The 23217-nt window shown below is 61.9% G+C and carries 19 protein-coding genes; 11 read left to right on the top strand and 8 right to left on the bottom strand.

From position 1 onward, the window contains the following. Positions 1 to 165: 165 nt before the first annotated feature. On the bottom strand, positions 166 to 2568 hold the full coding sequence (locus tag HNO86_RS01245) for a glucose/quinate/shikimate family membrane-bound PQQ-dependent dehydrogenase (protein ID WP_175375208.1): 2403 nt from the start codon (positions 2566 to 2568) through the stop codon (positions 166 to 168). 234 nt (positions 2569 to 2802) lie between these two features. Between HNO86_RS01245 and HNO86_RS01240 the strand changes: the two genes are divergently transcribed. Continuing rightward, positions 2803 to 3033: a VF530 family DNA-binding protein gene (locus HNO86_RS01240; protein ID WP_007903672.1), complete on the top strand. Its 231-nt coding sequence runs from the start codon at positions 2803 to 2805 to the stop codon at positions 3031 to 3033. Between the two features lie 2 nt (positions 3034 to 3035). Beyond that, positions 3036 to 3671, top strand: a complete 636-nt coding sequence (locus HNO86_RS01235; RefSeq protein ID WP_175375207.1) for a Pr6Pr family membrane protein — start codon at positions 3036 to 3038, stop codon at positions 3669 to 3671. A gap of 100 nt (positions 3672 to 3771) precedes the next feature. Here HNO86_RS01235 and HNO86_RS01230 read toward each other — a convergent pair whose 3' ends face one another. The 4 genes from HNO86_RS01230 to HNO86_RS01215 form a co-directional block, all read right to left on the bottom strand. Beyond that, positions 3772 to 4554, bottom strand: a complete 783-nt coding sequence (locus tag HNO86_RS01230; protein ID WP_175375206.1) for a siderophore-interacting protein — start codon at positions 4552 to 4554, stop codon at positions 3772 to 3774. Then, positions 4551 to 5108 (bottom strand): PadR family transcriptional regulator, encoded by a 558-nt coding sequence (locus tag HNO86_RS01225; RefSeq protein ID WP_175375292.1) that lies wholly within the window; start codon positions 5106 to 5108, stop codon positions 4551 to 4553. The genes HNO86_RS01230 and HNO86_RS01225 overlap by 4 nt, the downstream gene beginning before the upstream one ends. Before the next feature lie 181 nt (positions 5109 to 5289). Further along, a complete protein-coding gene (locus tag HNO86_RS01220; protein WP_175375205.1) occupies positions 5290 to 8403 on the bottom strand; it encodes a transglycosylase domain-containing protein in 3114 nt (1037 codons plus the stop codon). Positions 8404 to 8799: 396 nt separating this feature from the next. After that, entirely contained in the window at positions 8800 to 9960 is a 1161-nt protein-coding gene (locus HNO86_RS01215) for an OpgC family protein (protein ID WP_175375204.1), read from the bottom strand. A gap of 243 nt (positions 9961 to 10203) precedes the next feature. Here HNO86_RS01215 and HNO86_RS01210 point away from each other — a divergent pair, with 243 nt between their 5' ends. From HNO86_RS01210 to HNO86_RS01200, 3 genes are read left to right on the top strand one after another with little or no spacing between them, the layout of a single operon-like run. Beyond that, the gene (locus tag HNO86_RS01210) at positions 10204 to 10578 is read left to right on the top strand and encodes a GtrA family protein (protein WP_175375203.1); all 375 of its coding nucleotides are present in this window, start codon (positions 10204 to 10206) and stop codon (positions 10576 to 10578) included. Further along, a complete protein-coding gene (locus tag HNO86_RS01205) occupies positions 10575 to 11540 on the top strand; it encodes a glycosyltransferase family 2 protein (protein WP_175375202.1) in 966 nt (321 codons plus the stop codon). The genes HNO86_RS01210 and HNO86_RS01205 overlap by 4 nt, the downstream gene beginning before the upstream one ends. A gap of 5 nt (positions 11541 to 11545) precedes the next feature. After that, positions 11546 to 13081 (top strand): glycosyltransferase family 39 protein, encoded by a 1536-nt coding sequence (locus HNO86_RS01200; protein ID WP_175375201.1) that lies wholly within the window; start codon positions 11546 to 11548, stop codon positions 13079 to 13081. 33 nt (positions 13082 to 13114) lie between these two features. On the opposite strand, the gene HNO86_RS01195 is transcribed toward HNO86_RS01200, so the two are convergent. Together HNO86_RS01195 and HNO86_RS01190 are read right to left on the bottom strand one after the other, a co-directional pair. Further along, a complete protein-coding gene (locus HNO86_RS01195) occupies positions 13115 to 14734 on the bottom strand; it encodes an FMN-binding glutamate synthase family protein (protein WP_175375200.1) in 1620 nt (539 codons plus the stop codon). A gap of 86 nt (positions 14735 to 14820) precedes the next feature. Beyond that, the gene (locus HNO86_RS01190) at positions 14821 to 15621 is read right to left on the bottom strand and encodes a LuxR C-terminal-related transcriptional regulator (RefSeq protein ID WP_175375199.1); all 801 of its coding nucleotides are present in this window, start codon (positions 15619 to 15621) and stop codon (positions 14821 to 14823) included. A gap of 119 nt (positions 15622 to 15740) precedes the next feature. On the opposite strand from HNO86_RS01190, the gene HNO86_RS01185 reads away from it, so the two are divergent. From HNO86_RS01185 to HNO86_RS01165, 5 genes are all read left to right on the top strand, one after another. Beyond that, the gene (locus HNO86_RS01185; RefSeq protein WP_175375198.1) at positions 15741 to 16562 is read left to right on the top strand and encodes a carbon-nitrogen hydrolase family protein; all 822 of its coding nucleotides are present in this window, start codon (positions 15741 to 15743) and stop codon (positions 16560 to 16562) included. 221 nt (positions 16563 to 16783) lie between these two features. Further along, positions 16784 to 18109: an APC family permease gene (locus HNO86_RS01180; protein ID WP_175375197.1), complete on the top strand. Its 1326-nt coding sequence runs from the start codon at positions 16784 to 16786 to the stop codon at positions 18107 to 18109. 89 nt (positions 18110 to 18198) lie between these two features. Then, positions 18199 to 18624: an NUDIX domain-containing protein gene (locus HNO86_RS01175; protein WP_175375196.1), complete on the top strand. Its 426-nt coding sequence runs from the start codon at positions 18199 to 18201 to the stop codon at positions 18622 to 18624. A 22-nt stretch (positions 18625 to 18646) separates the two neighbouring features. Then, positions 18647 to 19285, top strand: a complete 639-nt coding sequence (locus tag HNO86_RS01170) for a LysE family translocator (protein ID WP_175375195.1) — start codon at positions 18647 to 18649, stop codon at positions 19283 to 19285. A gap of 2 nt (positions 19286 to 19287) precedes the next feature. Then, on the top strand, positions 19288 to 19785 hold the full coding sequence (locus HNO86_RS01165; RefSeq protein ID WP_175375194.1) for a GNAT family N-acetyltransferase: 498 nt from the start codon (positions 19288 to 19290) through the stop codon (positions 19783 to 19785). A 44-nt stretch (positions 19786 to 19829) separates the two neighbouring features. Here HNO86_RS01165 and metR read toward each other — a convergent pair whose 3' ends face one another. Further along, positions 19830 to 20747, bottom strand: coding sequence for a transcriptional regulator MetR (gene metR / locus HNO86_RS01160; RefSeq protein ID WP_175375193.1), 918 nt, complete (start codon positions 20745 to 20747; stop codon positions 19830 to 19832). Positions 20748 to 20858: 111 nt separating this feature from the next. Here metR and metE point away from each other — a divergent pair, with 111 nt between their 5' ends. Next, positions 20859 to 23168, top strand: coding sequence for a 5-methyltetrahydropteroyltriglutamate--homocysteine S-methyltransferase (gene metE, locus HNO86_RS01155; RefSeq protein WP_175375192.1), 2310 nt, complete (start codon positions 20859 to 20861; stop codon positions 23166 to 23168). Positions 23169 to 23217 lie beyond the last annotated feature (49 nt).

The raw sequence follows: 23217 nt of genomic DNA, 5'->3' as shown, positions 1-23217 counted from the left end.
GGTGTGTTCAGCAGCAATTCAGGTTAGCTGGATACTGGGCGTTCGCCGCACCGTTGATGCCTTTTGTAGGCGCTGCCGAAGGCTGCGATCCTTTGATCCTGGTTTTAACAACAGAATCAAAGGATCGCAGCCTTCGGCAGCTCCAACACGGGGAGGGGCGGTGGGTTATTCGGACAATTTGTAGGCCATCACGTAGTCGCCCTGTCGAGTGCCCAGCGAGCCGTGGCCACCGGCGACGACCAGCACGAACTGCTTGCCATCCTTGCCGGTGTAGGTCATCGGCGTGGTTTGCGCGCCGGCCGGCAGGCGGCCTTCCCAGAGCTGTTTGCCATTTTTCACGTCATAGGCGCGCAGGTACTGGTCCAGCGTGCCGCTGAGGAAACCCACGCCGCCGGCGGTGGTGAAGGTGCCGCCCAGGCTGGGCACGCCCATGCTCAAGGGGATCGGCACCGGCGAGCTGTCGCGTACGGTGCCGTTCTTGTGCATCCAGAGGGTTTTTTGCGTGGTCAGGTCGATCGCGGCCACGTAGCCCCAGGCCGGCGCCTGGCACGGCAGGCCCATCGGCGACAGCAGCGCTTCGAGGACCACGCCGTACGGCGCGCCCTTGTTCGCTTGCACACCCTCGGTTTCGCTTTTGCGCGGGCCCTGGGCGGCGATGTCGGCAGCCGGGATCATCTTCGATTTGAACGCCATGTAGCTCGGGTTGACGAAGGCGATCTGGCGCACCGGGTCGACCGCAATACCGCCCCAGTCGAACACCCCGAAGTTGCCCGGATAGACGATCGAACCCTGCAGCGAAGGCGGGGTGAACGGGCCATCGTAGCGCATGGATTTGAAGTCGATCCGGCACAGCAATTGATCGAACGGCGTCACGCCCCACATATCACGCTCGCGCAGCGGTGGCGGCATCAGGTTGAGGTCGGATTTCGGTTGGGTCGGCGAGGTGCGGTCGCCTTCCACCGCGCCTTGCGGCACCGCAATTTCATTGATCGGCACGATGGCCTGGCCGGTGCTGCGGTCCAGCACGTAGATGCTGCCTTGCTTGGTCGAGGCCAGTACCGCCGGTTTCACGCCGTCGGCGGTTTTCAGGTCCATCAGGGAGGGCTGGCCGCCGACGTCCATGTCCCACAGGTCATGGTGGGTGAACTGGAAGTGCCAGCGCACCTGGCCGGTGGCGATGTCCAGGGCGGTCAGGCCGGCGGCGTGCAGTTCCGATTCAGGAGTACGAGCGCCACCGAACTGGTCCGGCGTCTGGTTGCCCATTGGCAGGTAGAGCATGCCGAGCTTTTCATCGACGGCGAACATCGACCACATGTTCGGCGAGTTGCGGGTGTAGGTCTCGCCCGCGGTGATCGGCGTCGTGTCTTCGGGTTTGCCGCTGTCCCAGTTCCATACCAGCTTGCCGCTGTGCACGTCGTAGGCGCGGATCACGCCGCTGGGTTCGTCGGTGGAGCCGTTGTCGGTGACGTGACCGCCGATGACCACCAGGTCCCGGGTGACCGCCGGTGGCGAGGTGGAGTAGTAGCCGCCGGGGGTGAAGCCGCCGATGTTGGCGCTCAGGTCGACCTGGCCCTGGTCGCCGAAGTCTTCGCACATCTTGCCGGTGTCGGCGTTGAGGGCGATCAGGCGGGTATCGGCGGTCGGCAGGAAGATCCGCCGCGGGCAGTTGTTTTCTACCGGCGGGTTGGCGCTGCCGGTGGGGCTCTGTTGGGAGGCGTACACCGCGTCATCGTGATAGCTCACGCCACGGCAGGTCATATGCGCCCAGCCCTTGAAGTTAGCGGCTTTCTGCGTGGACAGCTTGGGATCGAAACGCCAGATTTCCTTGCCGGTGTCCGGATCCAGGGCAATCACCTGGCTGTGGGGCGTGCAGACGTAAAGCATGCCGTTGACCTTCAGCGGGGTGTTTTCGGCGGTGGTTTCTCCAGGGTCGTTGGGGCCTGGAATGTCGCCGGTGCGATAGGTCCAGGCCGGCACCAGTTTGTGCGCGTTCTGCGGAGTGATCTGCGCCAGAGGCGAGTAGCGGTCGCCGTGGGCGCTGCGGCCGTAGGAATTCCAGTCACCGTCGGCCATGGGCGGCGCGGTGTTGGTCATGCCCGGCACGCTGTCGCGGTCCAGTTGGCCCTTGATTTCGCCGGGGTTGGTGAACTGGCTGGCCAGTGCCGTAACGCCGGCGAGCACCACCGCCACGCTCAGCGCGCCGGTGCCCATGGATGCCGGACCCTCAAGCGGGCGGCGGAACCACGGCAGCAACATCACGATGCCCAGGGCGAACAGCAGCGCCAGACGCGGCACCAGTTGCCACCAGTCCAGGCCCACCTCCCACAGCGCCCAGACCGTGCTGGCGAACAGCACCAGCGCGTAGAGGCCCAGGGCGGCGCGTCGGGCGGTGATCAACAGCACGCCGCTGAGCGCCAGGCCGATCCCGGCCAGCAGGTAATACCACGAGCCGCCGAGCAGGCTCAGACGAATCCCGAGGACCAGCATGACCAGGCCCATCAGCACCAGCACAATGCCCAACAGGCTCGGCAGCAGACGGTTTCGAGTCAAAGCACCTTCAGCGTTCATGGTGAAGTTCTCCTTGATATTGCGCGTTGTCCTGAACGGTTCACAGTAGATGACGGTGCTGCGCGGCCATGGTTCCCCTCGTCGTCTCACCAATCTTGTGCAGGAGCTGCCGAAGGGGTTTGTGTTGTTGTGGGAGCGGGGGTTGCGGCTACATTTACTCAGAGCGCTTCCCCCAATCGAAACCCTCGGCTAAGGTGCGCGGCTTCCCATTCTTTCCCTGCTTGAAGGCCCGGCATGACCGAACAGAACAACAACCCGCTGCACGGCGTGACGCTGGAGCAAATTCTCAACGCGCTGGTTGAACACTACGAATGGTCGGGGCTGGCCGAGCGCATCGATATCCGCTGCTTCAAGAGCGATCCGAGCATCAAGTCGAGCCTGACCTTCCTGCGCAAAACCCCATGGGCGCGGGAGAAGGTCGAACGCTTGTACGTCAAGTTGATGCGCACCAAGCGCCCGCTCTGAACATGGCCATACCGTCAGTCATGCGGCGGCGTTTTGTGGCCGTTGCGGCTGTCCTTGGCTGGGTCGGTTTGAGTATCCAGCTGTACCTGATCTTCTATTCACGCTGGACCATGGCCGCCAGCCTGCTGGCGGGGCTGGTGAGCTTCTTCAGCTTTTTCACCGTACTCAGCAACACCCTGGTGGCCACCGTGCTGACCTGTGAACTGACGTCCCGCGAATCCGCCGCGCGTCGTTGGTTTCTGCAGCCGTGGGTGAGCAGCGGGATTGCGGTGAGCATTGCTGTGGTGGCCCTGGCGTACAGCCTGTTGTTGCGCCATCTGTGGCACCCCGAAGGCTGGCAATGGTTGGCGGACGAGTTGCTGCATGACGTGATGCCGCTGCTGTTTCTGATCTATTGGTGGTGCTGCGTGCCCAAGGGCACCTTGCGGCTGGGGCATATCGCGCTGTGGGTGATCTACCCATTGGCGTATTTCGCCTATGCCTTGCTGCGCGGGCATCTGCTGGCGACGTATCCGTATCCGTTCATTGATGTGGGGAAGCTGGGTTATCCACAGGTGTTCATCAATGCCGGGGGATTGCTGGCGGGGTTTGTGGGGATTTCGCTGGTGATGATCGGGTTGGATCGGTGGCGTCGTTGACCCAAAAAGATCGCAGCCTCGTTCCACTCGACAGCTCCTGCAGGGGAATGCGTTCCGTGTAGGAGCTGTCGAGTGAAACGAGGCTGCGATCTTTTACTGTTTACTCCTCTTCGCTGTCATCCAGCCGCCAATACCCCACCGCCTTCACAAACTGCTCATCCAGCCCATGCTCATCGAGCAGCACCCGGCGGATTTGCCGTGAGGTCTTGGTCTCGGTCGCGACCCAGGCATACAGGCTGCCACCCGGCACCTGGATCTGTCGCACCGTAGTCAGCAGGTGGTCCTTGCCACCCTCGCGCAGCACCCAGATCACATTGACCTGCGCCGTGCTTTGCAGCTCTTGCTGCTCCTTGCCGTTCTCCACCTCGACGATCACCAGCGCCCGCCGGTTGGCCGCCAGGCCTTCCAGGCGTCGGGCGATGGCGGGCAGGGCGGTTTCGTCGCCGATCAGCAGATAACTGTCGAACATGTCCGGCACGATCATCGAGCCCCGTGGCCCGCCGATGTGCAGGAACTGGCCCGGTTCGGCCTGTTCGGCCCAGGTGGAAGCAGGGCCGTCGCCGTGCAGGACGAAATCGATGTCCAGCTCCATCGTGTTCAGGTCATAACGACGGGGCGTGTAGTCGCGCATCGCCGGCAGCGGTCCTTCGTTCTTGCCGCCCAGCACCATGGTCTCCAGTGCCGCCTGCTCGGCCGCGTTCTGCGGGAACAGCAGCTTGACGTGGTCGTCCGTGCCCAGGCTGACGAAGCCGGCCAGCTCGGGCCCGCCCAGGGTGATGCGGCGCATGCGCGGCGTCAGGTCGACCACCCGCAGGACTTCCAGGCGACGGCGTTTGATCTCGTGCATGACACGGTGGATGGATTGTTCGATCACTTCAGTCATTCGGTTTTCTCCGAAACGGCAGGGCCGTCGACAATGGCTTTGGCCGTGTTGTTGAGCAGGTCGCGCACCCTCAGGATTTCTTCCGGGCTCCAGCGACCGTGGTGCATTTGCAGGGCGTGGCGCAGGTTGTGCACCGCCTCGTGGATTTCCGGCGGCCGGTCATGGCCGCGCAGCGAACGCTTGCTGACCTCGATGCGCATGCGCACGCCGTCCAGCGCAATCGCCTGCTCGCTTAAAGACAGACGACCGACCTCGGTCACGCTGTAGCGTTTTTTGCCGGCATCGGCGTCGCCCTGGATCAGGTCGCTTTCCTCCAGGAACGTCAGGGTCGGGTAGATCACCCCGGGGCTGGGGCTGTAGGCGCCGTCGAACATGTCTTCGATCTGGCGGATCAGGTCATAGCCGTGGCAGGGCTGCTCGGCGATCAACGCCAGCAGCAGCAATTTCAGGTCACCGGGGGCGAACACCCGGGGGCCGCGGCCGCCGCGTTCGCGGACCGGGCGTTTGTCGAAGCCGCCGCCATGCTCGCGGTGGGGGGAATGATGGTCTCTCATTGGCACTTACTCTCTCCATGTTTAGATACAACTTAAGATATATCTTATGGAATGAGCAAGGCTTTTGTTGAGAATGACTTGCATCGGCCGACGAGCGGAGCCTGTCCGCGTCGATCTGTCGATGATCAGAGGATGGGATGAAGAAGAGATAGACCGGCCGCGGGCAGCCGGTCCACAGATGTCAGCGGCGCGCCACTTCAACCGGCAGGCATTCGGTGTTGTTGCCCGGTTGCAGGTAAGGCGTGAGAATCGGCGCCATGCCCTTGAGCACCTGCACCGGCAACGCTGAGGTGAAGGTGAAGTTCTCCGCCGAACGGCCCGGTACAAACGCGGTCAGCGTGCCGAAATGGTGATCGCCGATGTAGAACACGAAGGTCGCGGTGCGGTTGAGCGACTTCGAACTGAGGATCCGTCCCCCCGAGCCGATCGCCTCGATGCGGTTATCACCGGTACCGGTCTTGCCACCCATTGCCAGGGGTTTGCCGTCCGGTGTGGTGAAACTGCCGGAAACACGACGGGCCGTACCGGCATCCACCACTTGCGACAGGGCTTCGCGCATGGCCGTAGCGACTTCGGACGGCATTACCCGTTTGCCGACGTCGGGATCGTTGATCAGCTTGGTCTCGTAAGGCGTGTTGGCTGCGAAGTGCAGGCTGTCGATCCTCAGCGTCGGCATCCGCACGCCGTCGTTGAGAATCGTGCCGATCAGCTCGGCGAGCGCGGCGGGGCGGTCGCCCGAGCTGCCGATGGCGGTGGCCAGCGACGGCACCAGATGGTCGAACGGGTAGCCGACTTTCTGCCAGCGCTGGTGAATGTCGAGGAACGCCTCGATCTCCAGCATGGTGCGGATCCGGTTGTCCCGCGCGCCCTTGTGCCGGCTCTTGAACAGCCAGCTGTAGACTTCCTGGCGCTCGAACTGGCTGGCTTTGACGACGTCCTTGAAGGTGGCGTCCGGGTGGTTGAGCAGGTAGCCCATCATCCACAGGTCCAGCGGGTGGACCTTGGCGATGAAGCCCTGGTCCGGCAGGTCGTACTTCCCGGGACCGTAGGACTCGTAGAGCTGCAGCAGGCGATCATCGGTGAGTTTCTCGGTGAGCTTGGCCTCCGCGAGGTGCGAGCGCACGAACGCGTTGAAACTCTCCTGGCTGGCGCGGGGCAGCAGATAACGGTGCACGGCGGCCATGCGGATCGGGGTCGGGCGCATGCCGTCGAGGAAGGTTTCCAGGCGTTCCTGGGTGTCCTTGTTGCGGTACTTCTTCCAGAACTTGAGCAGGAACGAGGTTCCCTCGCGGTCGGCGAACGAGGCCAGGTATTCCTGACGCCGCGGATCGCGGTCGTCCTTGAGCAGTTCCGCGCTGCTGTTGGGGCCGGAATAGATGGTGTAACGCACAATGTCGCGCATCAGGCGAATGAACGGCAGGTTGATCGATTCGCGGATCGAATCGCGCAGGGTCGGCAGGCGGCCGTTGTCTTCCTTGCGGAAGTTATGAAACGTGTGCAGCCCGCCACCGGTGAAAAACGCCTCGCCCGGGCTTGCCGAGTATTTGCGGTCCAGCGCGGCGCTGAGCAGGGCCGGCAGATTACGGTCCTTGTTCTCGATCATGTAATCGACCACCCAGCGACTCAGGCGATCCTGATCCGGCACTTCGACTTTCTTCAGGTCCGGCACGCTCATGCCGGCATATTTGTCGTGCAGCTCTGAGATGATTTGCAGGTAAGTGGTCAGCACGCGCATTTTCGCGGTGGAGCCCAGTTCCAGCTTGCTGCCTTCGTTGATGTCGAATGGCTGGTCGGTGCTGTCGGTCTGTACCCGCACCCGCGAACCGTCAGGGGTCAGCTCGAACAGGGTGAAGCTGTAACGCACCTGGGTGGTGCTGGTGGGGGTCAGCAGGCGTTCGCCCATCAGGCCGATTTGCGTGGCGAAGGCAGGGTCGGCGAGTTTTTTCAGGTACTCCGTCGCCTGGGCTTGCAGCTCGCCTTGCAGGGTACTGGTGGCGGAGAGATCGAGGCGGTCGAGGTCGTACAGCGGACGATTGAGCAACCCGGCCAGGCGGCTGCGGGCCACGCTGATGCCCTTGTTGGTTTCGATCGGCTGAATGGTCGGTTGGGTCGCCCAGTCGCGATAGGTGACCTTGCTGGCCAGGGCGGCATCGGCGAAAGGCTTGTCGATCACACCGTTCTGCGCCAGCAGGCGAATGTGGCTGTCGGTGAGGTCGGCCAGCTCATCGTGACCCTTGGTCAGGTAGTGGGAAGGGCGGCGCTGGGCGATCATCAAAGACAGCATCTCGCGCAGGGCCAGGCCTTTTGCGGCGAGGGTCTCGGGATCCGTGGCGTCGCTCATCAGGCGCTTGTTCGCCTCATTGAAATCGGCGCCGTACCAGACCCGCAGACCTTCGGCCATGCCATGCACTTCACCGTGACCGGGCACGGCCGACAGCGGCACGCTGTTGAGGTAGTCGCGCACCACATTCTGCCGGGCCTTGAGGGTGTCCGGGCCATCCTGATAGGCGCGCACGCTGGCGGAGATCATCTGGCGAATCTTTTCCCCGCCCGACACGGTCAAGCCGTCGGGGGAGTGCCGGTATTTCTCCAGTTGCGTCGCCAGGGTACTGCCGCCCGCCGACTGGCCGGGCAGGTGCAGCATCTTCGCAATCTGGGTATAGGCCGCCATGCCGAACCGTGGCCAGTCCACCGCCGGGTTGGCCAGGGGCTGACGCGGGTCGAGCAGGAAGCGGTTCTCGATGAACAGCAGGCTGTTGACCACCACCGGCGGGATCGAATCGAAGCTGGAATAGAGCTGTTGCGGGTAATTGAACTGGTACAGCGGCGCGGCGCGGCAATCGGTGATCGACAAACCGGCCTGGATCTTTTCCGAATAGGGCACGAAAAGCCCCTTGTCGGTGTACTTCAACAACGCCGGGGAAAAGCGGGTCTGGGCGGAAATCACATAGTCGCGCTTGAGCAGGCGCGGCAGGAATTCATCCATCGAGCTATAGCCCAGACGCAGATCGAACGGCCCGGCGCCCGGATAGCGAACCGCATCGCTGGGACCGGGTTCGAGCTCATAACTCAAGGTCTTGGCGAACTTGCTCAACTCCCGGGCCTGAAACCTGGAAGTTCGCATCTCTTTTTGCGCCGCCAACCCCACGACAATCGCAATAATCAGCAACAGCAACCAGAAAGCCTTCCAGCCGTGTTTGGAACGACGGGGTTTTTCAGGGGGAGGCGCTTGCTCATCCACTTCTTCAGTCGGGACCACGGTTTTACTCGAATCGGTTTGCCATAAAGCGCCCATAGTCGACTGATCCATTCACGCAGATTGATCGGACTTGACTGAAGCTTAGACGGTGGATGGCGATGGTGAAAAAATTGTGGGGCTGGAAGTGGTGTGGATCCAGTTTGTTCGGGGCTGGATCGAAGTGGAGATTTACCTGCGAGATATGCAACTGTGGCCTGGTTGAAGCCGTCAGTTGAGGTAAAACGCGGTCCGTGTAGCAGCTGGCGAAGCCTGCGTTCGGCTGCGCAGCAGTCGCAAAACCTGAACGCGAGCTCTGCCTGACACACCGCGTTTTCTGATTTCACGGCTGCTTCGCAGCCGAACGCAGGCTTCGCCAGCTGCTAAATGGCATGAGGCGCCTGAACTGACTGGCGTTCGGGATAACACCTGATCTGAAGTAATCCTCAATTGGTCTTAAAGTTGAGCACGAGCCCCTTCAATCGGTGTAACCCCAACCTGTGATCTGTTGACCGCCTGATTCAACCGCTTGTTGAACTCAAGCCAAGCCCCCATCAATGCCATCAACCCAGCCCCCACCAGCGCAGTAAAGATCTGCATGGCAAAGGCATCATTGGCCATGGCGTTGATCATGTCCGCCAGGGGCGCCAGCAGCACGCCCAGGCAGAAGATTTCCAGGGAGAAGCGGCCCATGCGGCAGCTTTGTCGGGCCAGCCAGTTTTGGGTCCAGCCGGTGTCGGGCAGGAGTTTGGCGGTGACGTAGGCCAGGGCGAGGAAGTGCAGCAGGCGCACGGGTGAGAGGTTGGTCTTGCTGATCGGGTACAGCAGGTTGCTCAGGCCGGCCGGCATCAGGGCGTCGTGGATGTGTGGCCAGCGCCAGGCGATCGTCAGCACCCCGGCGGCGATGACGTAGGCAGCGGCGGCCAGGAACAGGGGCTGGCGCAGCAGGGAGCGGGTTTGAGCGGGGCGCGGGCGTTGCGAGTGGATCGCGGCGGCGCCGCCGAGGACGAACAGCAGTTGCCAGGCCACGGGGTTGAAGTACCACACGCCGTCCTTGATCGCGGCCAGGTTCCAGCCGGCCAGAGGCACCATCAGGTACAGGGCCAGCGACAGGCCGACCACCACCCAGGTCTTGCGCACCAGCAGCGGCAGCGCCAGCGGCAGGCCTGCCAGCAGCACGATGTACAGCGGCAGCGGGTCCATCAGGTTGGGTTTGAAGCGCAGCAGCAGTTCGTCGATCAAGGCCTGTTGCGGGTCGCTGATGAAGTGGTGCATGCCCATTTCTTCCACCAGGTCCCGGGTTTCCACGTGGCTGTTGGCGAAGAACACGATGCCCATCAGCATCGCCAGCAAGAAGATGTGCACCACGTACAGCACCCAGGCGCGGCGCAGGATTTTCAGGCAGGCGATCAGGAAACCTTCGCGCGCCAGTACTTTGCCGTAGGCCAGCACCGCGGCGAAACCGGCCAGGAACACGAAGACTTCAGCGGCGTCGCTGAAGCCGAAATTGCGCAGGGTGATTTGCCCCAATGGGTTGTGGGGCACGTGATCCCAGAAGATGAAGATCAGTGCCAGGCCGCGAAAAAAGTCGATCCGGTGATCGCGCGCTGTGGTCATGACGGCAAGCTCGTAAACGGGTGTTGAACAAAGGAGTAGCGCAAGGCGCGAAAGGTTGCGCGCCGCACATCGGCGGCGCGCAGGGTGGCCCGATTCGGCGGTAATTGCAAAACGGGGATATTACGGAATGTTGATAAGACGTTTAACCGCTAGTCTGAAAGGTGGCGTCACCTGTGATTTATGACAGTTGAAAAGCTCAAACACTTGAGGAAGTGTGAAGCGTGATCAACCAGGGACTTTGCTATGCGACGGTTGTGGAAAGGCTTTTCCAGTTACACGGTGATCGGCATCGCCAACACCCTGATTCACTGGCAGATCTTTTTTCTGCTGAGTGTCGCGGCGGGGTGGCGCCAGGCAGCCAGTAATCTGGTGGCCTTCTGCGTGGCCGCTTCGTTCTCGTTCTACATGAACGGGCTCTATACCTTCGACGGTAAACTCTCGGTGGGCGGCTATCTGTTGTTCATGGCGGCGATGGGCGCCCTGAGTTTTGGTGTCGGCCATATTGGTGACCAGTTGCGCTTGCACGGCTTGCTCACCGTGGCGCTGTTCTCGGCACTGAGCCTGATCCTGGGCTTCCTGTTTTCCAAGTACGTGGTGTTTCGCGAGCGTGAGGCATGAAGCTCTCGCTGATCGTCCCGGTGTTCAACGAAGAGCAGGCGATCGATCTGTTTTATCGCGCCGTACGCCAGGAGTTGAAGCTGGGCGAGGCCGAGGTGGAAATCGTCTTCATCAACGATGGCAGTACCGACGGCACCGCCGACCGGGCTGCCGCGTTGGCAGAGATGGACGATCTGGTGATGCTGATCAATTTCTCGCGCAACTTCGGCAAGGAGCCAGCGCTGTTTGCCGGCCTGGAGTACGCCACCGGCGATGCCGTGATCCCGATGGACGTCGACCTGCAAGACCCCATCTGCGTCATCCCGAAACTGGTCGAGCAATGGCACAAAGGCGCGGATGTGGTGCTGGCCAAGCGCAAGGACCGCAACAGCGACAGCTATCTGAAACGCCACAGCGCTTCCCTTTTCTATCACCTGCTCAATCGCATTTCCTACACCCCTATCGAGGAAAACGTCGGCGACTTTCGCCTCATGGACCGCAAGGTGGTCAACGTGATCCGCACCTTGCCCGAGCACCAATTGTTCATGAAAGGCGTGTTGTCCTGGGCCGGGTTCAACACGGTGGTGGTGGAGTACGAGCGCGCCCGGCGCGTGGCGGGCAGCAGCAAATTCAATGGCTGGAAACTCTGGAACCTGGCGCTGGAAGGGGTGACGTCGTTCAGTACCGTGCCCTTGCGTTTGTGGACTTACGTCGGTGGTTTCGTGTCGCTGTTCGCGGTGCTGTACGCGGTGTATATGGTGCTGGACAAGATTTTCAACGGCAACAGCGTCCCCGGTTACCCGTCGTTGATGACCGCTATTCTGTTCCTGGGTGGGGTGCAGTTGATTGGCATCGGCATTCTGGGGGAATACATCGGACGGATTTATATCGAGGCCAAGCACCGGCCCCGTTATGTCATCAAGGACATCGTCAAAAGTCCTCACGAGACGACTGCAACACCTCCTCTGACGAAGAGCCTTTGAATGCCATGGTGCTGCTGACCGATAGGCCCATGAATCAGCCTTGGCTCTACCGTGTGGGGCTGATCCTGCTTGTCATGCTGGCGCTGATCATCCGTTTTCATGGCATTTCAGTTCCGGTCATCTGGTATGACGAAGCCTTCAGCGTGCTGCTCAGCGAGCGTTCGCCAAAGCTGATTTGGGCCACCACGGCCCGTGATGTTCATCCGCCCCTGTATTACCTCATCCTTCATTACTGGACGCTGATGTTTGGAAACACTGCGCTTGCCTTGCGCAGTTTGGGGGCGGTGGCGGATGTCGGCACGCTGATAGTTTGTCTCAAGCTGATGAGCCTTGTGACCACGCGCAGGGCGACCTGTTTTGCCGGACTGATGCTGGTGTTGTTACCGCTGTCGGTGCGCTATAGCCAGGAAGTGCGCATGTACAGCTTGCTCGGCTTTTGGCTGATGGCGGCCACGGTCGCCCTGGTTTGCTGGAGCCGCCAGCCGCAAGCGAAGCGCTACGCGATGCTCTATGTGTTGTTGATGGCGGCTGCGTTCTACACCCATTACTTCGCTGCGCTCTGCGTACTGGTGCATTGGTTGTACTGGTCGGGGTTGGGGAGTGGCGAAGCTGCGGCGGTGCCCTTTCGAAAATGGTTCATGGCCAATGCCGCGATTGTCGCGTTGTATCTGCCCTGGCTACCCCATCTCATGGATCAGCTCAGGCGCATGAATGGGCTTGAATGGGTGGCGCCGACCACTTGGGAGATGTTCCCGGGGCTGGTTTCACGCTGCATCATGATGGTGCCGGCAACCGGTGACGGGTTGTGGTGGGCACTGCTGATCTCGGCCTCGATGATCGCCTGTTGTTTGCTGGCCTTGATGCAGGGGCGCGCGGATCGCCGCTCGACGCTCCTGTTGATAGCGTATTTCTGTGTGCCGGCGATCACTGTTTTTCTGGTCTCCTTGATCGTGCCAGTGTTCGTGACCCGATACCTGGTTTTTGCCTCGGTTGGCTTGCCTTTGATGGCGGCGCTGGCCCTGGATGGCCTGGCAAAACAGAGGCCGCTGGCGGCCTACCTCTGTATGAGTCTGTTTATCGCCGCGCAAGGGTATGGCGTGCTCAAGGTGTATGCGCAGGATGACGGATTGAATGGCACGGACGTGCGCAAGTTGGCCAGACTCGATACGGTTGCGCAAGGCATCAACGACCAGGCCCAGGCAGGCGATGAGATTGTGGTCGACGGCTTGTACTGGTATTTGCCCTTCAGTTACTACAACACCACGGGCATCCAGCCGCGGCTCTACATTTCCCGGTCGCCGGACGGGAAGACCCGAGGGCCTTATGACTATGGTGGCTGGCGACTCATCCCCCAGCGCCTGGACTGGATTTTTTTCAGCGATGTCGCGGCATTGAAACCCGTCGGCAAAAGAGTCTGGTGGGTGACTGGAAAACCCAAGCCGGAGGATGTGGTGACTTTTCCCAAGAACTGGCAGCAGACGCTCACGGTCAGGGGCAATGAAGTCGAAGCACGGCTGTTTATTTTGGAAGGTGGGCGCTGACGTCTTCAGACCTTCAGCGCCGCTGCGTCGGTGTCAGGCCGCCACGATCTCGTTCGGTTCGAAACTGTCGGCCCGCGCCATCTGCCACATCCGCGAATAGAACTCGCCATTCACTTCCCCGGTCAGCAATTCACCGGGCTTCAAGAACACATGCAACTGCGAGAACAGCTTGATCTCGGTCGCCGACATGCGTCGCACCAGATGCTTGGCCGACAGTTGCGACGGATGTTCAAGACCGGCAGCCGCGAGCATTTCTGCCAGGCCCTTGAGGGTGTTGCGGTGGAAGTTGTAGACGCGCTGGGCCTTGTCCGGCACCACCAGCGCACGCTGGCGCAGAGTGTCCTGGGTGGCGACGCCGGTCGGGCATTTGTTGGTGTGGCAGCTTTGCGACTGAATGCAGCCGATGGCGAACATGAAGCCGCGCGCCGAGTTGGCCCAGTCGGCGCCGATGGCCAGGACGCTGGCAATGTCGAAGGCGCTGACGATCTTGCCGCTGGCGCCGAGCTTGATCTTGTCCCGCAGGTTCAGGCCCACCAGCGTGTTATGCACGAACAGCAGGCCTTCGCGCATCGGCACGCCGATGTGGTCGGTGAACTCCAGCGGTGCGGCGCCGGTGCCGCCTTCCTTGCCGTCGATGACGATGAAGTCCGGCAGGATCCCGGTCTCGAGCATGGCCTTGGCGATGCCCATGAATTCCCACGGATGCCCCAGGCAGAGCTTGAAGCCCACCGGTTTGCCGCCGGACAGTTCACGCAGTTGCTTGATGAATTGCATCATCTCGATCGGCGTGGAGAACGCACTGTGCCGCGACGGCGAGATGCAGTCTTCGCCCATCATGATGCCGCGGGTCGCGGCGATTTCCTGGGTGACCTTGTGCTTGGGCAGGATCCCCCCGTGACCGGGCTTCGCGCCTTGGGACAGCTTGATTTCGATCATCCGCACTTGCGGTGTTTGCGCTTGCGCGGCAAAGCGCTCCGGGTCGAAGCGACCTTCGGCGGTGCGGCAGCCGAAGTAGCCGCTGCCCAGTTCCCAGGTCAGGTCGCCACCGTTTTCCCGGTGATAGGAGCTGATGCTGCCTTCACCGGTGTCGTGGGCAAAGTTGCCGAGCTTGGCGCCCTGGTTCAACGCGCGGATGGCGTTGGCGCTGAGCGAGCCGAAGCTCATGGCCGAGATGTTGAACACCGACGCCGAATACGGCTGGGTGCACTGCGGGCCGCCGACGGTGACGCGGAAGCTGCTGGGGTCACTCAACGGCGCCGGACGCATCGAATGACCGATGAATTCGAAGCCGGACTGATACACATCGATCAGGGTGCCGAAAGGTTTGTCGGCGCTTTCATTCTTGGCCCGCGAATAGACCAGCGAGCGCTGGGCCCGGGAGAAGGGCAGGGCATCGCTGTCGGATTCGAGCAGGTACTGACGGATTTCCGGGCGAATGCCTTCCACCAGATAACGGATGTTGCCCAGGATCGGGTAGTTGCGCCGCACCGCGTGGGGGCTTTGCAGCAGGTCGAAGATGCCGATCAGGCTCAGCACGCCGGTGATGGCGGTAATCGGCCAGAGCCAGTCATGTTCGAGGAACGGCAGGCTGGCGAGGGTGAAGATCACGCAGACGGCAAAGAAGGCGTAGCGGCTCAGGAGTGACAGGCTCATACGGTTTCCTTGGGTTCGGACTCATTTTGCATTACCCCTGTGGGAGAGGGCTTGCCCGCTCCCACAGAGAAGCGGTCAGCGGAGCATCAGGCATTCTGCGCCTGCAGAAATATCGAAAACAGCTCCGACTGGGACTTGATCCCCAGTTTGCTGTACATGTGTTTCTTATGGACTTTCACGGTTTCGATGGAGATTTCCAGTTTGCGGGCGATTTCCTTGCTGGAGCAGCCGCTGAGCATCAGGCGCCCGACATCCAGCTCCCTGGCGGTCAATTGCGCGCCCTTGAGTTGCTGCACCGAGGCTTCCAGCTGCACCCGCCAATCGGCAGCCACCGGCGCGGGCGCCAGGGCCACCACTTCGTTGATCTCGTAGGGCAGGCGTTGGCGCAACAGGCCCAGCACCCATGGCTGAATCAGCGATAGCATGGCGATCTGCCCGGCGGTGAAACGCTGCCGGCTGCCCAGTGACAGGCACAGCGTGCGGTCGCCCTCAAGCTGACAATTAAACTGGATTTCGTCGGCCACGACATTCACACGAAAGTATCGTTGATAGTACTCGGTGAGTTCGAAATGCTCCGGCGCCACCTCGGACAGGCGGTACAGACCGGTGCGCGACTGTTCGCGGCAGGCGATGTAGAAGGGATCGAGCAGATACAGCCCGCGCAGGTAATCCTGGAACAGCTGGTCGGGACTGCCGTCGACACCCGGGCTTTCGGCGAACACCTGCGGGTGCTGATCGGCGCTGAACATCAGCACCACCCAGCTGTCGCAGGGGACGTATTGGTCCAACAATCGAACAAGCTGCGTCCAGAAGTTGGGCTTGTCCAGGGCGTCGATCAGTTGCCCCACCGAACGGTGCCAGGCGATGTCGTCCAACGAGAGTGTCATGCATCTACCCCTATCGTGTTACCCCGGCGGCGTAATTCCCCCACCGTGCGCTTGCTGCGCATACTGGCGCACAGACAGCGACCGGGCAATCTTTCCGGCGCGCAGAACAAGGACTACCCATGAAAGTCGAACTCGCCCAATTGGCGGGCCGTGACAACGACACGGCTTATAACCTAGAACGCGCGCTGATGGCGATCAACGCCTGTGCCGCCGACACGCAGCTGATCATGTTCCCGGAAAGCCACTTGATGGGCTTCTCGAGCGCCGAGTCGGTGGCCGATGTCGCCGAGCCCCTGGACGGCCCGACCGTCAGCGCGATTGTTACGGCCGCCCGTGAGCGCAACATTGCGGTGGTCATTGGTACTTCCGAAAACGATAACGGTCGTTTTTTCAACACCACACTGCTGATCACCCCCGAAGGCATTGCACTCAAATACCGCAAGACGCACCTGTGGGCGTCGGATCGCGGTGTCTATGAAGCCGGCGATCGCTACGCCACTTGCCTGTGGAATGGCCTGCGAGTGGGCCTGTTGATTTGCTACGACATCGAATTCCCCGAGTCTGCCCGCGCCCTGGCGCAACTGGGTGCTGAATTGCTGCTGGTGACCAACGGCAACATGGACCCCTACGGCCCGACCCACCGCACCGCAATCATGGCCCGTGCCCAGGAAAACCAGGCGTTTGCGCTGATGGTCAACCGGGTGGAAGAGGGCGACGGCGGGTTGCTGTTCGCCGGCGGCAGTGCGCTGGTCGATCCGCTGGGCACGCTGTTGTTCGAGGCGGGCCGCGAGGAAGGTCAGTTCGCGGTGCAGCTGGACCTGAACCGGCTGACGGCGGCGCGCCAGGATTATCGGTATCTGGATGATCAGCGGCTGAAGTTGCCCGGAGAGTTGGTCGAGCATGCGGGCGGGCTTCGGGAGTTGCTGATTCCTGCGAGCTGATCTGGATTTTCTGCCGCCTGGGCAGACGCCATCGCTGGCAAGCCAGCTCCCACAGGGATTTCAGGCGTTCACGAAACCAATGTGGGAGCTGGCTTGCCAGCGATGAGGCCATGACAGGCGACACACCTGTTTGATCTCCCAAGAACAACAAAGCAACACCCGAACACCCTGCGCCGAACTCGGCTCTGCCATAAATCCAATAACATCCGGAGTAGTCGCCCATGGCTCGTTTGCAACGCACCCTGTCATTAGGCTCGGTGGTGCTGTTTGGCATCGCCTACATGACGCCTATCATTGTGCTCGGCACCTTTGGCATCCTCGCTCAATCCACCGCCGGCATGGTTCCGGCCGCTTATCTCGCGGCGCTGGTGGCGATGTTTTTCACCGCCATGAGCTACGGCCGCATGGCCTCGGCTTTCCCGGTCGCCGGTTCCGCCTACAGCTACGTGCGCAAGGCCATCAGCCCGAAACTCGGGTTTATCGCCGGCTGGGCGGTGCTGCTCGACTATCTGTTTTTGCCCATGGCCATCTGGCTGATCGGCGCGGCGTACCTCAACTCCGCGTTCCCGGCGGTGCCGCAGTGGATCTGGGTGCTGGCGTTCATCGGCATCACCAGCGCCATCAACATCGTCGGCCTGAAACTGGCCAACGGCGTCAACGCCTTGCTGATGCTGGTGCAGTTCCTGGTGCTGGTGGCCTTCGTCGCGCTGTGCGTGCACTACGTCGGCGGTGATGCGAGTACGCCGCTGTGGTCGATCAAACCGTTCTTCAATGGCGACATGCAGATGCCATTGATCATGAGCGGCGCGGCCATCGCCTGTTATTCGTTCCTGGGCTTCGACGCGGTCAGCACCCTGACCGAAGAAACCCGCGACCCACGCCGCACCATTCCACGGGCGATCATGCTGATCACCCTGATCGGCGGGCTGATCTTCGTTGGCGTGTCGTACTTCGTGCAGATCGCCCATCCTTCGTTCCAGTTCGACAGCGTGGATTCGGCGGCCTATGAGATCGCCCGCAACATCGGCGGCGACCTGTTTGTCTCGATCTTCCTGATCGGCCTGATCGTCGGCCAGTTCGCCTCGGGCCTGTCGGCGCAGGCCAGCGGCTCGCGTCTGCTGTACGCCATGGGCCGCGACGGCGTGCTGCCGAAATCCTTCTTCGGCACCCTGCACGAGCGCTTTGGCACGCCGATCAACAGCATCCTGCTGTGCGCCGTGGTGGCCTTGCTGGCACTGAAACTGGACGTCACCACCTCGACCTCGTTCATTAACTTCGGTGCGTTCCTGGCGTTCAGCCTGGTGAACCTGTCGGTGATCTTTCATTACTGGATCGGCGGCGAGAAAAAGGGCCTGCGCGAGTTCGTGCTGTTCCTGCTGTTCCCGTTCATCGGCCTGGCGGCGGACCTGTGGCTGATGGTCAGCCTCGACCACCTGGCGATCTACCTGGGTCTCAGCTGGCTGGCGATCGGCGTGGTGTACCTGGCCGTGCTGACTGGCGGTTTCCGCCGCCAGCCGCCGGAGATGGATTTCCAGGAAGCGGCATAAACCCTGCGCAAAAGCGGCGACGTGAGGCCTTTGATTGGAGGTGGCGGACATGTGATCCTTGCCGTTTTCGAGTCAAAGGCCTTTCGTTCATGTCGACCTCCATCCCTGCACTTATCCACATCGCCGCCGCCCTGCTGATCGGCCCCGACGGCCGAACCCTGCTGGTACGCAAGCGCGGCACCGAAGCGTTCATGCAGCCGGGCGGCAAGATCGAACCCCATGAACTGCCCGTCCACGCGCTGGCCCGTGAGCTGGAAGAAGAGCTGGGGCTGGACATCAATCCTGAGCAAGCCAACTTCCTCGGTCAATTCTCCGCCCCCGCCGCCAACGAGCCTGGACACGTCGTCAAGGCCGAGATCTTCCTGCTGAACATTGATGCCGACGTAACCCCGGCCGCCGAGATCGAAGAGGTGGTGTGGATCGACCCTGCGACCGATGGCGAGCTCGTGCTGGCGCCATTGACGCGGGACCTGATCCTGCCGTTTTATCGCAATTCGCTGACGGCGATCGCCTGATCATCCACGCCAAGGACCCGCCATGATCCCGCTCCAGGACTTGCTTATTTTTGCTGCTGCTGCCTTTCTGCTGGTCCTGACACCGGGGCCGAACATGATCTACCTGATCTCGCGCACGATCTGCCAGGGGCGCAAGGCCGGCGTGACCTCGTTGCTGGGCGTGGTGGCGGGCTTTTTCGTGCATGTGTTCGCTGCGGCGGCGGGCCTTACCGCGGTGTTTCTGGCGGTGCCGATGGCCTACGAAGCATTGAAGTGGGCCGGTGCGCTGTACCTGTTGTGGCTGGCCTGGCAGGCGGTCAAACCCGGCGCTCGCTCGCCCTTCGAGGCGCAACAGCTGCCACCGGACTCTTCGCGCAAACTGATCACCATGGGCTTTCTCACCAGCGCCCTGAACCCGAAGATCGCGGTGTTCTACCTGTCGGTGTTTCCCCAGTTCATTTCCCCCGAGCACGGTTCGGTGTTCACCCAGAGCATCGTGCTGGGCCTGACCCAGATCAGCGTCAGCTTCTGCGTCAACCTGCTGATCGCCCTGTTCGCCGCCGGCATCGCCTCCTGGTTCGTCAACAACCCGACCTGGCTGGCGATGCAGCGTTATTTCATGGGCTTTGTGCTGTCGGCGCTGGCGTTGCGGCTGATACTTGAACAGCGCCGGATGGCCTGAACATGTGGATCGAGCGGCTCAATGCCAGTCATGCCCTCGACTATCGGGCCCTGACGCTCGAGGCCTATGACCGTCATCCCCAGGCGTTCACCTCCAGCGTGCGCGAACGCTCATCACTGCCCTTGAGTTGGTGGGAGGCGCGCCTGAGCGGCAAGCTGGACGCGGTGTTCGGCGGGTTCGTCGAGGGGCGCCTGGCGGGCATCGCCGGGCTGGCGTTCGAGCCCCGGGAAAAGGCCCGGCACAAGGCGACGTTGTTTGGCATGTATGTATCGTCCGGCGTGCGGCAGCAGGGGTTGGGGTATCAACTGGTGCAGGCGGTGCTGGACGAGGCGGGCAGGCATCAGGGCTTGCGGCTGGTCAAGCTGACCGTCACCGCTGGCAATCAGGCGGCGATCAACCTCTACCAGCGTTGTGGCTTCATCCAGTTCGGGCTGGAGCCGATGGCGGTGCGGGTGGGGGAGGAATACTTCGACAAGATTCACATGTGGCGCGAAATCTGATTGTCACGCGCTCCCACATGTTGTCTGCGTTCCTTCAGGAAATATCAGCGGACCGCACTCACCCCATCCAACGTAGAAAACGATGTGTCCTTCGCCGTCAGCAGAAAGTCGCGCATGTAAGGCGCATCCAGCATGTCCGCCCGAATCGCCGCGTACAGCGTCGCGAACAATCCCTTCTCGCCCAGCCGCTTGGCCTTCACATAACCCCGTGAGCTGTATTCATGCAGCGCCCAGTGGGGCATGCCGCATACGCCGCGGCCGCTGGCCACCAGTTGCATCATCATCACCGACAGCTCCGAGGTGCGCACCTGGGCCGGTTCGATGTCGGCCGGTTCCAGAAAACGCGTGAAGATGTCCAGGCGATCGCGCTCCACCGGATAGGTGATCAGGGTTTCGCTCAGCAGGTCTTCGGGGACGATGTAGGGTTTGCTTGCCAGGCGGTGCTGGTTGGCCACCGCGAGCATCGCTTCGTAGGTGAACAGCGGCACGTAGGTGATCCCCACCAGATCCACAGGGTCGGAGGTCACCACCAGGTCCAGATCGCCACGGGCCAGGGCCGGCAGCGGCGCAAAGGAGAAGCCCGAGGCCAGGTCCAGTTCGACTTCCGACCAGGCATCACGAAACTGGTCGATGGTCGGCATCAGCCACTGGAAGCAGCTGTGGCATTCGATGGCCATGTGCAGGCGCCCCGCGGTGCCACCGGCCAGGCGCGCGATGTCCCGTTCGGCGGCGCGCAGCAACGGCAGTGTCGCGTCGGCCAGTTGCAGCAGGCGCAGGCCGGCGCTGGTGAAGCGCACCGGCTTGGTCTTGCGCACGAACAGCGGCATGCCCATGCGCTCTTCCAGTTCCTTGAACTGGTGGGACAGCGCCGACTGGGTCAGGTGCAGGCGGTCGGCGGCGTCCACCAGGCTGTCGGCTTCGCGCAGGGCGTGCAGGGTTTTCAGGTGGCGGAGTTCAAGCACCGGAATGGCTCCATGAGGAAAACTTGTGATCAACACGAAAAGGTTGAGTTTGTCTCATGATGCTCTGGCTGTCGACAATAGCGCCATCTTTTATACAGGAGCACCTTCACCATGGCCGTGGCACATACCCTGGGTTTCCCGCGCATCGGCGCCGACCGCGAACTGAAAAAAGCCCTCGAAGCCTACTGGAAAGGTGATCTGGACCGGACCGCGCTGGAAAACGTCGGCCGCCAGTTGCGCGCCACCCACTGGCAATTGCAAAAAGACGCCGGCATCGACCTGCTACCGGTCGGCGACTTCGCCTGGTACGACCAGGTGCTGAGCCATTCCCTGGCCTTCGGCGTCATCCCCGAGCGTTTCGCCAGCACCCGCGACGAACGCGGCCTGCCGACCCTCGACACGCTGTTCGCCATGGCCCGTGGCGCCACCGCCAGCTGCTGCGGCGAACACGGCCAGGGGCAGTACGCCCAGGAGCTGACCAAGTGGTTCGACACCAACTATCACTACCTGGTGCCGGAATTCAGCGCCGACCAACAGTTCAAGCTGAGCTGGGAGCAGCTGTTCAACGAGGTCGATGAAGCGAAAGCCCTGGGGCACAACGTCAAGCCGGTAATCATCGGTCCGTTGACCTACCTGTGGCTGGGCAAGGCCAAAGGTGCCGACTTCGACAAGCTCGACCTGCTGGAGCGCCTGCTGCCGATCTACGGCGAAATCCTCGGCCGTCTTGCTGCCCAGGGCGTGGAGTGGGTGCAGATCGATGAGCCGATCCTGACCCTCGACCTGCCTCAGGAATGGAAAAACGCCTTCGAGCGCGCCTACCACATCCTCCAGTACTCGCCGCTGAAAAAGCTGGTGGCGACTTACTTCAGCGGCCTGCAGGACAATCTCGGCCTGGCGGTCGGCCTGCCGGTGCAAGGCCTGCACATCGACGCCGTGCGTGCGCCGGATCAACTGCTGCACGTGCTCGATCGCCTGCCGATCTACAAGATTCTCTCGGTGGGGCTGGTCAATGGCCGCAACGTCTGGCGTTGCGAGCTGGAGCCGGTACTCGAGCAACTGCAGTTCGCCCAGGAACGTTTTGGCGAGAACCTGTGGGTCAGCAGTTCCTGCTCGCTGCTGCACAGTCCGGTGGATCTGGAGCGCGAAGACAAACTCGACCCCGAGCTGAAAAGCTGGCTGGCGTTCGCGGTGCAGAAGTGTGGCGAAATCGCCGTACTGCGCGATGCGCTCAACGATCCGCAAGCGCCAAAGGTGCAGGCCGCTCTTGCCGAGAGCCGCGCCATTGCCGCCGGTCGCGCGCAGTCGCCGCGGATTCACAAGGCAGACGTGCAGGCGCGGGTCAATGCCATCGATGCCAGGGACAGTCAGCGTCAGTCGCCGTTTGCCCAACGCATCGAGCAGCAGCGTGCGCGTTTGAAGCTGCCGGCGTTTCCGACCACCACCATCGGTTCGTTCCCGCAGACCGGGTCGATTCGTCTGGCACGTCAGTCGTACAAGCAGGGCAAGCTCTCGGCCAACGATTACCACGACGCCATGCGCCACGAAATTCGCCATGCCATTCAGATTCAGGAGCGCCTGGGGCTGGACGTGCTGGTGCATGGCGAGGCCGAGCGCAATGACATGGTCGAGTACTTCGCCGAGCAACTGGACGGCTACCTGTTCACCCGTTTCGGCTGGGTGCAGAGCTACGGTTCGCGTTGTGTGAAACCGGCGGTGATCTACGGCGACCTCAGCCGTCCGCAGGCCATGACGGTGGACTGGATCAGCTATGCGCAGAGCCAGACCGACAAGGTCATGAAGGGCATGCTCACCGGTCCCGTGACCATGCTGATGTGGTCGTTCCCCCGCGAAGACGTGTCGCGCAAGGTCCAGGCGCAGCAGTTGGCGTTGGCCCTTCGCGATGAAGTGGTGGACCTGGAAGCGGCCGGCATCCGGATCGTGCAGATCGATGAGGCGGCGTTCCGCGAAGGCCTGCCGCTGCGTCGTGAGCAATGGCAGGAATACCTGGAGTGGGCGGTGGAAGCGTTCCGCCTGAGCGCCAGCGGCGTGCGGGACGAAACCCAGATCCACACCCACATGTGCTACAGCGAATTCAATGACGTGATTCAAGCCATCGCGGCGATGGACGCCGACGTGATCACCATCGAAACCTCGCGTTCGGACATGGAGCTGCTTGAAGCGTTCAAGGCATTCGACTACCCGAACGACATCGGCCCGGGCGTCTACGACATCCACTCGCCACGGGTGCCGGATACGGCTCAGATGGTGGATCTGATGAGCAAGGCGGTGAAACGAATCCCGGCCGAGCGCCTGTGGGTCAACCCCGATTGTGGTTTGAAGACCCGGGCGTGGCCGGAGACGGAAGCGGCTTTGGTGAACATGGTCGCGGCGGCGCGACAGTTGCGCAGTCAGTTGGCTTGACGCGTTTGCCAGTTGTAGTGCCTGTGTGGGAGCAGGCTTGCTCCCACAG

It is taken from the genome of Pseudomonas sp. C1C7, from assembly GCF_013359595.1.
Classification (GTDB): domain Bacteria; phylum Pseudomonadota; class Gammaproteobacteria; order Pseudomonadales; family Pseudomonadaceae; genus Aquipseudomonas.
This window is presented reverse-complemented; position numbering and strand designations above follow the sequence as displayed.